The 15,911-nt window shown below is 66.6% G+C and carries 14 protein-coding genes; 9 read left to right on the top strand and 5 right to left on the bottom strand.

Annotated features, from left to right (window positions below; translation table 11 throughout):
* Position 1 precedes the first annotated feature (1 nt).
* On the bottom strand, positions 2-601 hold the full coding sequence (locus AC50YC_RS10535) for a YdeI/OmpD-associated family protein (protein WP_494953478.1): 600 nt from the start codon (positions 599-601) through the stop codon (positions 2-4).
* 92 nt (positions 602-693) lie between these two features.
* Here AC50YC_RS10535 and AC50YC_RS10530 point away from each other — a divergent pair, with 92 nt between their 5' ends.
* The 5 genes from AC50YC_RS10530 to tgt all read left to right on the top strand — a co-directional run bounded on the left by AC50YC_RS10530 (position 694) and on the right by tgt (position 5,267).
* On the top strand, positions 694-1,458 hold the full coding sequence (locus AC50YC_RS10530; protein WP_494953477.1) for a VOC family protein: 765 nt from the start codon (positions 694-696) through the stop codon (positions 1,456-1,458).
* A 43-nt stretch (positions 1,459-1,501) separates the two neighbouring features.
* Entirely contained in the window at positions 1,502-2,041 is a 540-nt protein-coding gene (locus AC50YC_RS10525; protein ID WP_354172572.1) for an NUDIX hydrolase family protein, read from the top strand.
* 82 nt (positions 2,042-2,123) lie between these two features.
* A complete protein-coding gene (locus tag AC50YC_RS10520) occupies positions 2,124-3,161 on the top strand; it encodes a DUF6707 family protein (protein WP_494953476.1) in 1,038 nt (345 codons plus the stop codon).
* A 48-nt stretch (positions 3,162-3,209) separates the two neighbouring features.
* The gene (locus tag AC50YC_RS10515; protein ID WP_494953475.1) at positions 3,210-3,935 is read left to right on the top strand and encodes an SRPBCC family protein; all 726 of its coding nucleotides are present in this window, start codon (positions 3,210-3,212) and stop codon (positions 3,933-3,935) included.
* Positions 3,936-3,968: 33 nt separating this feature from the next.
* The gene (gene tgt, locus AC50YC_RS10510; protein ID WP_494953474.1) at positions 3,969-5,267 is read left to right on the top strand and encodes a tRNA guanosine(34) transglycosylase Tgt; all 1,299 of its coding nucleotides are present in this window, start codon (positions 3,969-3,971) and stop codon (positions 5,265-5,267) included.
* 48 nt (positions 5,268-5,315) lie between these two features.
* Here the strand turns inward: tgt and AC50YC_RS10505 are convergent, their stop codons facing one another.
* Positions 5,316-6,011 carry a queuosine precursor transporter gene (locus AC50YC_RS10505; RefSeq protein ID WP_494953473.1) on the bottom strand — a complete coding sequence of 232 codons (696 nt, stop codon included), beginning with the start codon at positions 6,009-6,011 and terminating at the stop codon, positions 5,316-5,318.
* Positions 6,012-6,224: 213 nt separating this feature from the next.
* On the opposite strand from AC50YC_RS10505, the gene AC50YC_RS10500 reads away from it, so the two are divergent.
* Complete coding sequence (locus AC50YC_RS10500) at positions 6,225-7,073, top strand: DUF8692 domain-containing protein (protein ID WP_494953472.1); 849 nt, start codon at positions 6,225-6,227, stop codon at positions 7,071-7,073.
* Positions 7,074-7,165: 92 nt separating this feature from the next.
* On the opposite strand, the gene AC50YC_RS10495 is transcribed toward AC50YC_RS10500, so the two are convergent.
* Positions 7,166-8,578, bottom strand: a complete 1,413-nt coding sequence (locus AC50YC_RS10495; RefSeq protein WP_494953471.1) for an MFS transporter — start codon at positions 8,576-8,578, stop codon at positions 7,166-7,168.
* A gap of 141 nt (positions 8,579-8,719) precedes the next feature.
* On the opposite strand from AC50YC_RS10495, the gene AC50YC_RS10490 reads away from it, so the two are divergent.
* A complete protein-coding gene (locus AC50YC_RS10490; RefSeq protein ID WP_494953470.1) occupies positions 8,720-9,607 on the top strand; it encodes a hydroxymethylpyrimidine/phosphomethylpyrimidine kinase in 888 nt (295 codons plus the stop codon).
* Positions 9,608-9,729: 122 nt separating this feature from the next.
* Here the strand turns inward: AC50YC_RS10490 and AC50YC_RS10485 are convergent, their stop codons facing one another.
* Complete coding sequence (locus tag AC50YC_RS10485; RefSeq protein ID WP_354172590.1) at positions 9,730-11,211, bottom strand: helix-turn-helix domain-containing protein; 1,482 nt, start codon at positions 11,209-11,211, stop codon at positions 9,730-9,732.
* A 169-nt stretch (positions 11,212-11,380) separates the two neighbouring features.
* On the opposite strand from AC50YC_RS10485, the gene aceA reads away from it, so the two are divergent.
* Complete coding sequence (gene aceA / locus AC50YC_RS10480) at positions 11,381-12,694, top strand: isocitrate lyase (RefSeq protein ID WP_494953469.1); 1,314 nt, start codon at positions 11,381-11,383, stop codon at positions 12,692-12,694.
* Between the two features lie 105 nt (positions 12,695-12,799).
* The gene (aceB, locus tag AC50YC_RS10475) at positions 12,800-14,464 is read left to right on the top strand and encodes a malate synthase A (RefSeq protein WP_494953468.1); all 1,665 of its coding nucleotides are present in this window, start codon (positions 12,800-12,802) and stop codon (positions 14,462-14,464) included.
* A 217-nt stretch (positions 14,465-14,681) separates the two neighbouring features.
* On the opposite strand, the gene AC50YC_RS10470 is transcribed toward aceB, so the two are convergent.
* A complete protein-coding gene (locus AC50YC_RS10470) occupies positions 14,682-15,875 on the bottom strand; it encodes an MFS transporter (RefSeq protein WP_494953467.1) in 1,194 nt (397 codons plus the stop codon).
* Between the last annotated feature and the right edge of the window lie 36 nt (positions 15,876-15,911).

Genomic DNA, 15,911 nt, shown 5'->3' with positions numbered 1-15,911 from the left:
GTCACGGTGCCGGTGGCCGTTTGTTCTGCGGGTACGGCGTTTCGTGCCGGGCCAGCATCTCGACGAATCCCGCGATCTTCTTCGCCCTGGTGGCAGCCTGCTTGACCCCGTTGGTCCGGTAAATCAGGGCGTACCTGTTCACCGAAGTCAGGACGTCGAACATCGCCTGCGCCCGGGGATCCGCCGCGATGGCCGCGGCCAGGTCCTCGGGCACTTCCGCCGTCGCCGCACCGGAGTAGGCCGCTTCCCAGCGGCCGTCCGCTTTGGCGCTGTCGACGGCGGCGCGGCCGGCGGGAGCCATCCTGCCTGCAGCCTCGAGGCGGCCGATCCGCTCCACGTTCCGGGCGGACCACACACTTTTCCGTCCCCGGCGGGTCATCCGCTGGAACGAACTCGCTTCATCCCGCCGCCGGCCTTGGCCGTCGATCCAGCCGAAACACAAGGCTTCCTGCACCGCGGCCTCATAGTCCAGCTCCGTCACGGCGCCGCCTTTCTTGTGCAGCACCAGCCACACCCCGGGGCTCTCCGCGTGGTGGCGCTCCAGCCACGCGCGCCATTCGGCGGCATCTTTCACCAGCAGTTCCTCAAGTTCAGCAGCCATGGAACCATTCTGCTCCGCACTGACCACCGGCACCGATTTGGTGGGACGATATCCCTGAGAGCCGGAACCCGTCACAACCTTCAGGAGCAACGATGCTGCGTGTCCGCCCGATCCACTTCACCTCCCGCCTTGATGCCTGGGAGCGGCTGCTCACCGGACTCGGTCTGGTCAAGACCGTCGACGAGCCCACCTGGCGTGAGTTCGACGCCGGCTCCGGCCGGCTCGCCCTCCATTTTGTCGAGCCGGGCTCCGCCGAGGACGGCACCACTTCGCTCGGCGTCGAGGTGGGCGACCTGAAGGAATTCGCCCGGCGGACCAAGGAGGCCGGTGCGGCCGAAGGCGGCACCAACGCCGAACTCATCGACGCGGACCATGGCCCGTCCTGCCGCATCACGGCCGCGGACGGGTTCAGTTTCCTCGCCGACCCGGCCACACGCGCCACGGACGGCGGCTGGGGCGGGTCCGCGGAAGCTGACCCGGGCATCGCCGTCGTCGGGGTCTGGTTCTCCGAGGACGCCGTGGCGGCGACCCGGACGTTGCGCGACATCGGCGCCCGGCCCCGCCCGCTCCCGGGCAGCGGCGAGGCCGACACCGACACTGCCGAATCCGAAGCCTTCACGGCGAAGAACGGCGGGATCCTGATGGTCGGTGCGGGCACCGGGTCCGGGCGTGCCGGCCTGGGCTTCGAATACGCCGGCGCCCTGACCGCCCTCCGTGAGCGTCTGAGCGAGGCCGGTAACGAGGCCGCGGTGATTGAGGAAGCGGCCATTCCTACCCTGCACGTGGCCAACCCCGATGCCGACGGCGTCGCCGCCCACCCGCCGCTCTGGATTTCCGCGGCGCCGGCCGCAGGGTGAGTGCGACCACGCCCCAGCCGCAGGGATGGGGTAGAACTTAACCATGAACGTTCGCACTCCTGACCCGAACCCCGGCTGGCTTTCCGACGAAGATTTGTTCGAGGCGCGTGGCCGGCTGCCCATGGTCTACGTCGAGGCCGTCCCGGTCCGGCTGGATCCGCTCGGGTTTGTTAATGAGGTTGGCACGCTCCTGCAGGCCGACGAGGACGGCACAATGGTCCGCTCCCTGGTTTCCGGCCGCGTGTTGTACCGCGAGACCATCCGCGCGGCCCTGCTGCGCCATATGGAGAAGGACCTCGGCCCGATGGCCTTCCCGCAGCTGCCCATCAGCCCGGTGCCGTTCACGGTGGCCGAATACTTCCCCTCGCCGTCCCACACCGGATTCACCGACGACCGCCAGCACGCCGTCGCCCTGGCATACATCATCCCCGTCACCGGCGAATGCTCGCCGCGGCAGGACGCGCTGGAGCTGACCTGGATGACCCCGCAGGAAGTTATGAGCTCGGATGTCCAGCTGGAATTCAGCGGCGGCCGCGGCGCCCTGATCCGCCAGGCTCTGGCCTTCGCCGGCGTCGGGAACTGACCGACGGCGGTTGCGTCCCCGACTTCCGGCGCGCGCCTTTGTAGACTGTAGGGCGGACCGCAAAAGAATTTAAGGACTCCAGATGACTCACCCCCCGGCCGCCCCGAACTATATCGAACAGCAGGCTGGATCTCTGCAGAGCGGCGACCAGCTGCTCCTGCCCGACGGCAACCGCTCCGCCGAAATCCAGCGCGTTGACGTCGAAGCCGACGATTTCGGCACCCCCGCCGTGGTCCTGGCGACCCTCACGGGAGGCGGCGGACTCAGGATCGCGGCATCCTCCACCGTCCTGATCCTTGGCGCTCCCGCCGAGGCCGGGGAAACCACTGTCGAGGAAGCCGGCTCCGCTCCGCAAGCCGGCGAACCGGCCGCCGAGGCGGGCAGCGGCCAGGGCAGCGCAGGCGGGCAGGACAGGAACGCGGAGGCCGACAGCGCCGCCGCTCCCGCCGTCGTCGTCCCTCCCCTGCCGCCCGTTCCGCCGGTGGTGAGCGGCCCCAGCGAAGAGGACCTGGCACTGATCCCTGTCCTTGAGGGCACGCCCGAGTCCGTGGTGCAGGCCGTGGCCGAGGCCCACCCGAACTCGGCGGGAGTGCTGCTGCTCAGCGAACGGCTGGCCAAGGGCATCAACACGAAGTCCGGCAGCTGCCTCAAGGACCTCAGCGACCTCGCGCAGGAGCTGTTCATTATCCTCAAGGACGCCGAAAACGCCCTCGCCGTTGCGGACCTGCTCAATGTGCTGCCCTTCGACGGCAACCGCGGCCGCTGGGCATCGGTGGAGGCCTCCCTCGCCCTGTCCAGCTACATCTGCCGCCAGCTCGGCCAGGAAGAACGCGCCGCTGTGTACGAGAAGTTCCTCCGCGCCCCCGATGCCATGGAGACGGACCCGTTCAAGGCGCGGATCAACGCCAAGGTGCGCCAGCGCTCACTCAACGAACCGAACCTGTATGACAAGGAAATCTTCCGTTCGATGGACAACTCGAACCCGGATGCGGAACGCGAATGGCGGCTCCTGCGGCTCGAGGCGCTGCTCTTCCTGCGCGCCCACGGCGGTTCGGAAACCATCGGCGCCCCGGAACTGGACCGCCGGATCGGCAACGAACTCGAGTCCGTCCGTTCCTGAGGCGTTTGGCCCCTACCCCCTCCCGGCCGGGCGTTGTAGATTCAGCCCATGACGAACAATCTGAGCGTTGTGATCAACTCCGACGCGCAGCAGGTTTGGACAATGCTGCGCGAGCCCGCCAAGGTAGCCCAGTGGCACGGCTGGGAAGCCGACGACCAGGCGGCCGAGATCAATGAGATCTATTTCAGCCCCAATGTCATCGAGGGCGCCGACCACACCTCCCTGGTGGTCGACGGCGGGGACGTGTTCACCTTGAAACCGGTCCCGGCCGGCACCGAAGTCAGCGTCACGCGGGCGGCGGTGGACCACAATTCCGAGTGGGCCGCCTGGGACGAGGACATCACCCAGGGCTGGCTGACCTTCATCCAGCAGCTCCGCTTCGCCCTCGAACGGCATCCGCACGGCAAACGCCGGACCTTCTTCTTCTCCGTCCCCGGGAACGGAGGCTCCGCGATTGAAAAGCTGGGCCTGTCCGACGTCCCCAAACCCGGCGAACCGTACTCGCTGACCCTGGCGACGGGCGAGGAAGTCTCCGGCAAGGTCTGGTTCCGCAGCAACCACCAGGTGGGGCTTACGGTCCACCACTACGCGGAACACGGCGAAGGCCTGGTGATCGTGGCGGACCAGCCGGCCATCAAAGACCTCAGGCCCGAGGGCGGATCCCTGGTCATCGTCTCCACCTATGACCTCGGGGCGCACCAGCTGGAGTCCATCCGCAACTACTGGGACAAGTGGCGGGCTGAGAACTACCCCACATCCGATCCGCTGCACTAAGGGTTGGCGGCTGTTAGCTGGCACACTTGAACGGTGCCAGCCAATCCTGAAATACCCGTGCCGTCGCTCCTGCCGGCCCAGCAGTCCGAGTTTTCCTTCCGTGTGGGCAAACGGCTGAGTGAAAGCTGCTCGCCGTCGGAGGCCCAGGTCAGCGCCAACGGCGGGGAGTTCCTCGGCCGCACCGGCACCATCACCACACCGCACGGCGAGATCCAGACCCCGGCGTTCATCGCGGTCGGCACCAAGGCCACGGTCAAGTCGGTCCTCCCGGAGTCAGTCGCCGAGCTGGGCGCGCAGGCGGTGCTGGCCAACGCCTACCACCTGTACCTGCAGCCCGGCGCGGACATCCTGGATGAGGCCGGCGGGCTGGGTGCCTTCATGAACTGGCGCGGACCCACCTTCACGGACTCCGGCGGGTTCCAGGTGATGAGCCTGGGCTCGGGGTTCAAGAAGGTCATCGACATGAAATCGGTGGACAATTCGGGACCCGACGACGCCGTCGCCCCCGGCAAGGAACGCCTGGCCCACGTGGATGAGGAAGGTGTGTGGTTCAAGAGCCACCTCAACGGCGACCGGCACCGCTTCAGCCCTGAGATCTCCATGAACGTCCAGCACCAGCTCGGCGCGGACATCATGTTCGCGTTCGACGAGCTCACCACGCTGCAGAACTCCCGCGGGTACCAGGAGGAATCCCTGGAGCGCACCCGGCGCTGGGCCGAGCGCTGCATCACCGAGCACTTCCGGCTCACGTCCGAGCGTGCGGGCAAGCCCTACCAGGCGCTCTTCGGGGTCATCCAGGGCGCCCAGTACGAGGACCTGCGCCGGAAGGCCTGCCGCGACCTCGGCGCGATGAACTTCGACGGCTTCGGCATCGGCGGGGCCCTGGAGAAGGAGAACCTGGGCACGATCGTGCGCTGGTGCAACGAGGAACTCCCGGAGAACAAGCCCCGGCACCTCCTGGGCATCTCCGAGCCGGACGACATCTTCACCGCGATCGAAAACGGCGCGGACACCTTCGACTGTGTCTCGCCGACCCGGGTGGCCCGGAACTCGGCGTTCTACCACCCCACCGGCCGGTACAACCTCTCCGGCGCCATGTATAAGCGCGACTTCGGCCCGCTGCAGGAAGGCTGCGACTGCTACGCCTGCCAGAATTACTCCCGGGCCTACATCCACCACCTGTTCAAGGCCAAGGAAATGGTCTCCGCCACACTGATCTCGATCCACAACGAGCGCTTTGTGGTGAAGATGGTGGACGACGCCCGACTGGCCATCGAAGCCGGCAACTTCTTCGAGTTCAAGGCCGAGACCCTGGGGCAGTACTACTCCTAGGGGGCGCCCCGCCCGGCCCCTGCCCCCTCCTGGCACGCGGCACCCGCCCTACGCTCCGTAGCTCGGTTCGCGCTTCTTGATCCAGCCGATCGCGGCCGCGGTGACCGGGACGAAGAGGAACTCCACGAGGGTCTTGTAGAGGAAGCCCACGACCACGTAGTTCACAAACGTGCCGACGTCGGTAATCCCGATCACGGAGGCGGCGATGCTGCAGAAGATCAGGGTGTCCACGAACTCGCCGGCGACGGAGGACCCCATGATGCGTGCCCAGAGGGACTTCTCCCCCGTGCGCGCCTTCATCTTCACGAGGATCCACGCGTTGATGGTCTGCCCGGCCAGGAACGCCAGCAGGGAGCCCAGCACAATCTGTGGAACGGGGCCCAGCGCGCCTTCCAGTGCGGCCTGCTTAGCGAGACCGAAGTCGTCGTTGAAGCCGGGCAAGGCGATGATGATCCAGTAGCAGAGCGACGCAAAGACGGACAGGGCGAAGGCGGTGATGATGGCTTTGCGGGCCACCTTGAACCCGTAAACCTCGCTGATGACGTCCCCGAGGATGTAGGCCAGCGGGAAGAGGAAGAAGCCGCCGTCGGTGATGACCGGGCCGATCGCGACGCCCTTCGATGCCCCGATGTTGGACAGAATCAGCACCACGGCCATAACGGCGAGCAGGATCCCGAAGTAGGAGGAACCAATGGAGGCGAACTTTGGCGGCGCTGCGGCCGGTAACGTGTGGGCGGAAGCCATGGGTGTTCCATTCATAGTGGTTCGCTCGGCGTCCCGGATCCTCGAGGAGGACCACACTGGGCTGCCGGCTGTATTAGCACTGGACGGGTCCGGAGAACTAGCTGCCGGAACCGTCTACCATTCTCTCACCCGTTGCCAGGGGCTGTTGTTGGACTGCGGGCCACGAGGGCCTGCCTACCCGCCGCAGGCGCGCTGCCCGGCTAGGATTTCGGCATGGCTTCCGATTCCCCCAAGGACAGCGGGCCCGCCCGGCAAGGCGACGATCTGGTGATGACGGTCGCCTCCGAACGCAGCGCCGGAGTACCGGCAGGCCCGGTGGCAGACTCGGCCTGGCGGAGGATCAGCTTTGGGCGGTCTTTCACATATTTGATGATTCCGGTGGTTATTCTGAGCCTGGTCAGCGGCTCGCTGGCGTTGGCCACACAATGGGCACCCCCGGAGTCCGTCGAAACCGCCCGGTTCTGGTTCTACTTTTTCGACGTCGGGCGCGAGATTAATCTGCCGACCTGGTTCAGCGCCGGGCTATGGATAACCGCGGGCGTCCTTGCCGGCTACTTCGCCCGCCGCGCCTCCCGGTACCGCCGCTCCTGGGCGCTGTTCTGCGTTGTCTGCATGGTCTTCTCCATCGACGAGACCCTGGAACTGCACGAGCGCCTCGATGCGATTGGAAACGAGCTGGGCAGGTACCTTCCCCTGCATCTGGGCTTCACCTGGGTGATACCCGGCGTTCTCATTGCCGGCCTGATCGTCCTGTCCCTGCTGAGGATGGTCCTCGCACTGCCGCGGACCCCCCGGGCGGGACTTCTGGCTGCCGGAATCATTTTTGTCGGGGGCGGTGTCGGGGTCGAGACCCTGTCCGGACTTTTCGTCCAGGGCGACACCCTGCCCTGGCAGTTCTTTCTGCTCACGCTGGTTGAAGAAACCCTGGAGATGACCGGGATCGCACTGGGTGTCGCCGCCCTGGTACACCTCATCGCCTACCGTCATTCGGCTGACCAGTCCACGGCCTTCATCGTTGCTGACCGCCCCCTTCCGGAGATCGAACCGGCAGCCGGCCCCTGAACGACGGCGGCGGGCCGCCCGCCGCCGGACCGAAGTCACGGAGCCGGCAACCCGCCGTCGTCGTTCTCACCACCCTTTGGCGGCTCACAGAGCTAGCGGCGCGAGGCGTCGACGAGGTCCTTGTCGTCGTCCTTGCGGCCGTCGGCCGGCACAGCCGGGGCGGCAGCGGGCTCCCACGCGTGGCCCTGTTCGTGGTCCAAGTGCGTGGACTTCTTGTTCTTCAGCGCGAAGATGTAGACCACCAGCGAGATGGCGATCGCCACTGTGACGTAGGTGAAGAAAAGGTCCACGCGCTCGGCCTTCTGGAACGCCGCACCCAGCAGCGGAACCGTGCCGCCGAACAGCGAGTTCGCGATCGCGTAGCCGAGGCCGACGCCGAGGGCCCTGATGGAAGCCGGGAACAGCTCGGCCTTCACGAGGGCGTTGATGGAGGTATAGCCGCCGACGATCAGCAGGCCGCCCATCATGAGCAGGAACGCGGTAAACGGATCCTTGGTGCCGGCCAGGGTGGAGAGCAGCGGCCAGGTGAACAGGACACCGGTGATGCCGAACCAGAGCAGCAGCGGCCGGCGCCCGACCTTGTCCGAGATGATCCCGTAGATCGGCTGGAGCAGCATGAAGATGAACAGCGCCCAGAAATTGATCACCGAGGTGTCGGTCTTGGCGATGCCGGAGGTATCGTTCATGAACTTCAGGATGAAGTTGGTGTACGTGTAGAACGCCACGGTGCCGCCAAGGGTGACGCCGATGCAGATCAGCAGCGGCTTCCAGTGCTCGGTGAACAGCAGCTTCATGGTGCCGGGCTGCGCAACGCCGGCCACGGACGGGACCTTGGCGGCCTCGACCTGCTCGGCGGACACGGTTTCTTCCATCGAGCGCCGCAGCCACAGGACTACGAGCGCGGCCACGCCGCCGATGGCGAACGGGATGCGCCAGCCCCACTCGGTCAGGGCAACCTTGTCCATGGTGTTCTGCAGGATGACCAGTACCAGCAGGGCCAGCATTTGGCCGCCGATCAGGGTGACGTACTGGAAGCTGGAGAAGAAGCCGCGGCGTTTGGAGGTGGCGGCCTCGGACATGTAGGTGGCGCTGGTGCCGTATTCGCCGCCCACGGAGAAGCCCTGGACCAGCCTCACCACGATCAGCAGAATCAGTGCCCAGACGCCGATCTGCTGGGTCGTCGGCAGGATGGCGATGGCGAAGGAACCTGCGGACATGATCGTCACGCTGAGCGTCAGGGCCGCCTTGCGTCCCTTGCGGTCGGCGTAGCGGCCGAAGAACCAGGCGCCGACCGGGCGCATCAGGAACGACGTTGAGAAGACGGCCATGGCCTCAAGGCCCGCCTGGAGCTCGTCCTTGGAATTGAAAAAATGCGACTGGAAATACGCCGCGAAGACTGTGTAGACGTAGAGGTCGTACCACTCGACGAGGTTGCCCGCAGAGCCTTTGAGAATATTGCTGACGGCTCTTCTCGTCTGCGCCGATTCGGACAGTTGGGTGCTCATCTATGAACCTTCCTGGATCCGGCGCCGCAAGAGGCAACACCGCCCGCCACCGTATTCGCGATGATCCGGAACACGCGGGTTCTGTTCATATTGGTCATCCGCACAATGCGGCGGGTTTTCCTGGAATGGCAGGATAGATCCATGACTCCCACCGCCTTTGACGCCGCCTCACCGGCTGATTCCGATACCGCCCCCGACGCAGGCGCGGCCACGCCCGCCGTCGCCCTGACCATCGCAGGCTCCGAAGCTACCGGCGGCGCCGGCGCGCAGGCTGACCTGAAGACCTTCCAGGAACTCGGAGTCTTCGGCATCGCCAACCTGACGTGCATCGTCTCCTTCAATCCGCAGGACAACTGGAACCACCGTTTCGTCCCGATCGACCAGCAGGTCATCGCCGACCAGCTCGAGGCGACGACGGCGGCCTACGGTGCCGCGTCCGGCGCACCGTCAGTGCTGGATACTGTGAAGATCGGCATGCTGGGCAGCCCGGCCACGATTTCGACGGTCGCCACGGCGCTGGCCGGCGCTGCGTTCACGAACGTGGTGCTGGATCCGGTGCTGATCTGCAAGGGCCAGGAGCCGGGCCACGCGCTGGATACGGATCAGGCCCTCAAAGCTCAGATCCTGCCGCTGGCCACGTTTGTCACACCGAACCACTTCGAGGCCGAGTCCCTCTCCGGACTGGCAATCACCGACCTCGAATCGCTCAAGGCCGCCGCCGTCCGGATCCACGAGCTCAGCGGCGCCGCGGTACTCGCCAAGGGCGGTGTGCGCCTGGCCGGACCGGACGCCGTCGACGTCTACTACGACGGCGAGACGTTGGAAGTCCTCTCTGCCCCGAAGGTGGGCGAAGTGGCAGTCTCCGGTGCCGGATGCTCGCTGGCCGCCGCTGTGACGGCGGAACTGGCCAAGGGCGCGACGGCGCTGGAGGCAGCCCGGACAGCCAAGGCTTTTGTGACCGCGGGGATCCGGAACCGGGTGGCCTCGGGCGCGCCCTTCGATGCGCTCTGGCAGGGCGGCCCGCCCTAACCCCAACGTCGGCAGCCCGACGATCACTCTGGCTGGCAAGCACGCCGTAGACCGCGAGGTTCGCCGATAACTCTCGGGTTACCGGCGACTTGGGCCCTGGCCCGCCGGGAGCACCGGCCGCATCAGCTCCCGGAGTGCGCCTGCAGGAACGAGTAGACCTCGGTCTCGTCCACGCCGGGGAAGGCGCCCGGCGGCATCGCCGCGAGCAGGTGCGAGTGGGCCCGCGCCGAGGGCCAGGCGTTGCCGGCCCATTCCGAGGTCAGGGCCGCCGGCGGGCGCCGGCAGCAGCTTTCGTCCGGGCAGGTCGACTTGGACCGCTCGGTCGTCTCGCGGCCGCGGAACCACTTCACCTGCGCATAGGGAACCCCCACGGACAAGGAAAATTCGCCGTTGGCGGAGCGCTCGGTCCGCGCCGTGCACCAAAACGTGCCGGCCGGGGTATCGGTGTACTGGTTGTACGCGCTGAACTTGTCCGGCACGTCGAAGACCACCCGGGACGTCCAGTTCTTGCAGGACGGCTGGCCCTCGATGGCGCCGGTGTGGTCCTGCGGGAACGTCACGCCGTCGTTCTCGTAAGCCTTGTAGATGATGCCACTCTTGTGGGTCTTCTGGAAGTGCGTCCGCAGGTCCAGGTGCTGGGTGGCGAGGTTGGTGAAGCGGTGCGCGGCGGTCTCGTACGACACCGCGAAGGCATCCCGGATGTCCTCGACCGCGATCTCCTTGGCCTGCTTGGCCTTCTGCAGGAACTCGACGGTCGCCTGCTCCGGGAGCAGGAGCGCGGCGGCGAAGTAGTTCGTGGCCACCCGCTGCATCAGGAAGTCACCGTAATTGGTGGGGGTCTGGTGCCCCAGCACGTAGTGGCCCAGCGCCTGCAGCAGCACCGAACGCGGGTCGTGGTCGCTGCGCGCATTGTGCGTGAGATAAATACGGCGGTTCTTAAGGTCGGTCACCGAACGGGTGGAGTGCGGCAGATCGCCCACGTGGTGGAGGCTGAACCCGAGGTGCCCGGCGATGTCCGCGATGACGTGATGGGACAGCGGGCCACTCGTGTGCCCAACGGAGGCCAGGACCTTCTGCGCTTCGGCCTCGTACTCCGGGAAGTAGTTGTTCCGCTCGCGCATCATGGCGCGCAGTTCCCCGTTCGCGCGGCGGGCCTCTTCCGGCGTCGCGACCTGCTCGTTAAGCCGGCGTTCCAGCTCGTGCTGCAGCCCCACCATGGACTCCAGCACATCCATCGGGAGCCGCGAGCTGATGCGGATCTTGGGCAGCTTGAGGGACTCGTAGATGGGGCTGCGCTGGTAGCGTTCCAGCTCGATCTCGAGGGCGGCGCGGCGGTTGGGCGGCTCCGCGCCCAGCAGCTCGTCGATACTGACGCCGAGTGCCGCGGCGAGCTGCTGGAGCAGGCCGAGTTTGGGCTCGCGCTTGCCATTCTCGATCAGGCTCAGCTGGCTGGGGGCCGTTCCCACCGTGGCGCTGAGGTCATCGAGCGTGAGTCCGGCGGCCTTGCGGAGGTGGCGGACGCGGCGGCCCATGCTGATGACGTCCACCTCCGGGACGGCAGGCGAGGCGGCGGAGGCGGGTCGATTCCAACTGGCGGGGTGCATTTATTGAGAATACGCGAAGAAGTGCATTTCTTTCCACTGTTTTCATCTAGAAAGCCACTTGAAAGTACAGAAAAGTAGGTCTTACGGAAAAGTTACACCGCCCCGGATCATCCAGTCGCACTGCGAGGAAGCAGCCAGACCGGCCCAGGGCCCCACTAAGGAGACAAAGATGACTGCAGCATTTGAGCCCACCCAGACGCCCGAACAGCAGGCCACCGCACTGGAGCTCGAGTGGGCTGCCAACCCGCGCTGGGAAGGTGTCACTCGGGACTACAAGGCCTCCGACGTCGTCCGCCTCCGCGGCCGCGTCTCCGAAGAGCACACCCTGGCCCGCCGCGGCTCGGAGAAGCTGTGGAAGCAGCTCACCGAGGAGAAAAAGGAGGGCAAGTACACCAACGCCCTGGGCGCACTGACCGGCAACCAGGCCGTGCAGCAGGTCAAGGCCGGCCTCCGCGCCATCTACCTCTCCGGCTGGCAGGTTGCCGCTGATGCCAACAACTCCGGCCACACCTACCCGGACCAGTCCCTTTACCCGGCCAACTCGGTTCCGACCGTGGTCCGCCGCATCAACAACGCCCTGCTCCGCGCCGACCAGATTGAGTTCTCCGAGGGCATCCAGACCGTCGAGGACTGGATGGTCCCGATCGTAGCGGACGCCGAGGCCGGTTTCGGCGGCCCGCTTAACGCCTACGAGCTGATGAAGTCCATGATCCAGGCCGGCGCCTCGGGCGTGCACTGGGAAGACCAGCTCGCCTCGGAAAAGAAGTGCGGCCACCTCGGCGGCAAGGTCCTGATCCCCAGCCAGCAGCACGTCCGCACCCTGAACGCCGCCCGCCTGGCCGCCGACGTCGCCGGCACCCCGTCCGTCATCATCGCCCGCACCGACGCCGAGGCAGCCACCCTGATCACTTCCGACGTCGACGAGCGCGACAAGGAATTCGTCACGGGAGAGCGGACCGCGGAGGGCTTCTACAAGGTCCGCAACGGAATCGAACCCTGCATCGCCCGCGCCAAGGCCTACGCCCCGTACTCCGACCTCATCTGGATGGAGACGGGCACCCCGGACCTGGAGCTGGCCCGCAAGTTCGCCGAAGCCGTCAAGGCAGACTTCCCGGACCAGATGCTTTCCTACAACTGCTCCCCGTCGTTCAACTGGAAGAAGCACCTCGACGACGCCACGATCGCCAAGTTCCAGCGCGAACTCGGCGCCATGGGCTTCACCTTCCAGTTCATCACCCTGGCCGGCTTCCACGCCCTGAACTACTCGATGTTCGATCTCGCCCACGGTTACGCCCGTGAAGGCATGAGCGCCTACGTCGAGCTGCAGGAGAAGGAATTCGCCTCCGAATCCCGCGGCTACACCGCGACCAAGCACCAGCGCGAAGTCGGTACCGGCTACTTCGACGACATCGCAACCGCGCTCAACCCGAACGCATCCACCCTGGCTCTGGTGGGATCCACCGAAGAAGGCCAGTTCCACTAATCCCCAGCTTTTCCCGCCAGTTGCCCTATCACTTTTGGTCCTCATCGACCTCCTTTGGAGACCAAAAGTGATAGGGCAACGGCGGACATTCAAGGAGCAACTCCCATGAACAGCTTCACTGACAACTTCACCATCAACGGGGTTACGTTGACCGCACAGCCGATCTGCCGGCAGAGCGAGGTCCTGACTCCTGATGCCTTGGCATTTGTTGCCAAGCTGCACAAGGCAACCAAGGGACGGCGGCTGGAGCTGTTGCAGGCCCGCCGGGACCGCCGCCAGCAGATCGGCAAGGGCCAGGACCCGCGGTTCCTCCGCGAGACCGAGTCCGTCCGGAACGATCCGAACTGGCGCGTCGCTCCCCCGGCTCCGGGCCTGGAGGACCGCCGCGTCGAGATTACCGGCCCGGTGGACAAGAAGATGACCATCAACGCGCTGAACTCCGGCGCCAAGGTGTGGCTCGCGGACATGGAGGACTCCTCCACCCCGTCGTGGCGCAACGTCATCCAGGGCCAGCTCAACCTCACCGATGCCCTGGAGCGCCGGATCGACTTCACCTCCCCGGAGGGCAAGGAGTACAAGCTCCGCTCCGCCGAGGAGCTGCCCACCATCGTGGTCCGGCCCCGCGGCTGGCACCTGCCGGAAAAGCACATGCTCATTGACGGCACCCCGATCGCCGGCGGCATCGTCGACTTCGGCCTGTACTTCTTCCACAACGCCCGCCGGCTGATCGCCCAGGGCAAGGGCCCCTACTTCTACCTGCCGAAGATCGAGAACCACCTCGAGGCCCGGCTGTGGAACGACATCTTCGTCCTCGCCCAGGACCTGCTCGGCATCCCGCAGGGGACCATCCGCGCCACCGTGCTGATCGAGACCATCACGGCCGCGTTCGAAATGGAGGAAATCCTCTACGAACTGCGCGACCACGCCGCAGGCCTGAACGCCGGCCGCTGGGACTACATCTTCTCGCTGATCAAGAATTTCCGCACCCGCGGCCCGCGCTTCGTCCTGCCGGACCGCGGCCAGGTGACCATGACCCAGCCGTTCATGCGTGCCTACACCGAACAGCTGGTCCGGGCGTGCCACAAGCGCGGCGCCATGGCCATCGGCGGCATGGCCGCAGCCGTCCCCAACCGCAAGGACGCGGAAGCCAACGCGATTGCTATCGAGAAGGTCCGCGCCGACAAAACCCGCGAGGCCGCCGACGGCTTCGACGGTTCCTGGGTGGCCCACCCTGACCTCGTTCCGGTCTGCCGCGAGGTGTTCGACGGCGTCCTCGGCGACCGCCCGAACCAGCTGGACCGGCTCCGCGAGGACGTCACCCCGGACGACCGCGCCCTGCTCGACATCGCCTCCACCACCGGCAACATCACCGAACAGGGCATCCGGAACAACATCGAGGTTGGCATCCGCTACATCGAGTCCTGGCTCCGCGGCAACGGCGCCGTAGCCATCCACAACCTGATGGAGGACGCCGCCACCGCGGAGATCTCCCGCTCGCAGCTGTGGCAGTGGATCTTCTCCCGGGCCATCACGGACCAGGGCGACGTCATCACCCGCGAATGGGTCGAGGACATGCTGGACGAGGAGTTCGCCAAACTCGAACGTTTCGAAGGCGACCGCTTCGCCGACTCACGGGACATCTTCGAGGAAGTCACGCTCACCCCGGCGTTCCCGGCCTTCCTGACGCTTCCGGCCTACGACCGGTTCCTGCATGAAGCGCGCGACGGCGGCGACGTCCCCAGCGACGATCCCACCCTCGTTCCCGCCTAAGGCCGGCACAGGAGGACACCGAAAGGTACAGATTTCCGTCTGCTGGGCTGCCATGCCCTTCGCAACAGGCACCCCCGAGATCCGGGGCGGTGGCCCAGCGACGGAAGACCCCCTCGGGGACCCGACAACGGCGTCGGGATAGCAGTGAAGGCCCATGTTCCTCGTGAACATGGGCCTCAACTGTTCCCCGGCTGTTGCCGAGGAGCCGCAGTCCGGCTCAGTGCGCCTTGGGGACGTGGCGGAGGGACAGCGCGGTACCGAGGATGAACATCGCCACCGAGCCGAGCACCATCAGCAGCGGCCCTGTCCACGATCCCGAGACCCCGTTGACATAGCCCAGCAGGGTTGGCGCCAGGGCACCGAAGGAATAGCCCACACCCTGCACGACGGCGGACATCCGGCCGGCCGAGGCCTGGTCCCTGGCCAGCCGGATGATGGCGATGAAGATGAGCGTGATGCCGCCGCCCTGGGCGATGCCGCCCAGCGAGGACCACAGCCACCACAGCTCCGGCGCCAGCAGCAGGCCCGCCGGAACGGTCACCCACAACAGCCCCAGGGTGAGTCCCACGGTCGTCGTGCTGGCGAAACGGGCCACGAGCGGAACGCCCAGGCCGCCCACGATGGCGAGGATCTGGAACAGCGAGGAGCCGGCGCCTGCCTCCGCGGCCGTCATGCCCAGTTCGTCCGCGAGGATGCTGGGCAGCCAGGCGGTCACGCCGTAGTAGGAGAACGCCTGCCCGGCGAAGCCCGCGGTCAGCCCGACCGTGATCCACCGCGACGCCCGCTTGATCCCGGCGCGGGCCGGCTCCGGAGCGGGAACCGGTTCGGGCCGGAACGCCCGGCTGCCGAAGGCGAGCACCCAGACAAGGAGCGCCGCGACGGCGAAGAGCCCGCACGCGGCGAGGGCCAGCCGCCAGCCGAACAGGTCGGCCAGCGGCGCCATTACCATGGCGGTGATGAAGGAGCCGATGTTCAGGGCGGCGGTGTAGATGCCCATCGCCGTGCCCTGCCGGGCGGGAGCGAAATCGCGCCGGATGATCAGCGGTACGACGATGTTGCCGATCGTGATGGCAACGCCGAGAATCACCGTGCCGAGCATAACGACGGCGCCGTTGCCCGCCGATCGCACAATTACGCCCAGCAGGACGCCCAAGAGGGTCAGGGTGATGGCGACTTCCGCACCGAGCTTGCGTCCGGCCAGCGCGGCGAGCGGCGCGGCGAGGGCGAAGCACAGCACGGGGATGCCCGTCAGGAGGCCAAGTTCCACCGGGGAGAAACCGAGTTCCGCCTGCATCGGGCCGACCACCGGTGCCACGGCCACGAACGGGCCGCGCATGTTCAGGGCGATGAGCCCGATGGCGGCCAGCAGGATCCAGCTGCGCGGCACCTTGGCCAGGACGGTGGCGTTCATGGGTGCCGCGGCTCGGCCTGCAGGCAGAAATATGCT

It is taken from the genome of Pseudarthrobacter sp. MDT1-56 (assembly GCF_059383555.1).
This window is presented reverse-complemented; position numbering and strand designations above follow the sequence as displayed.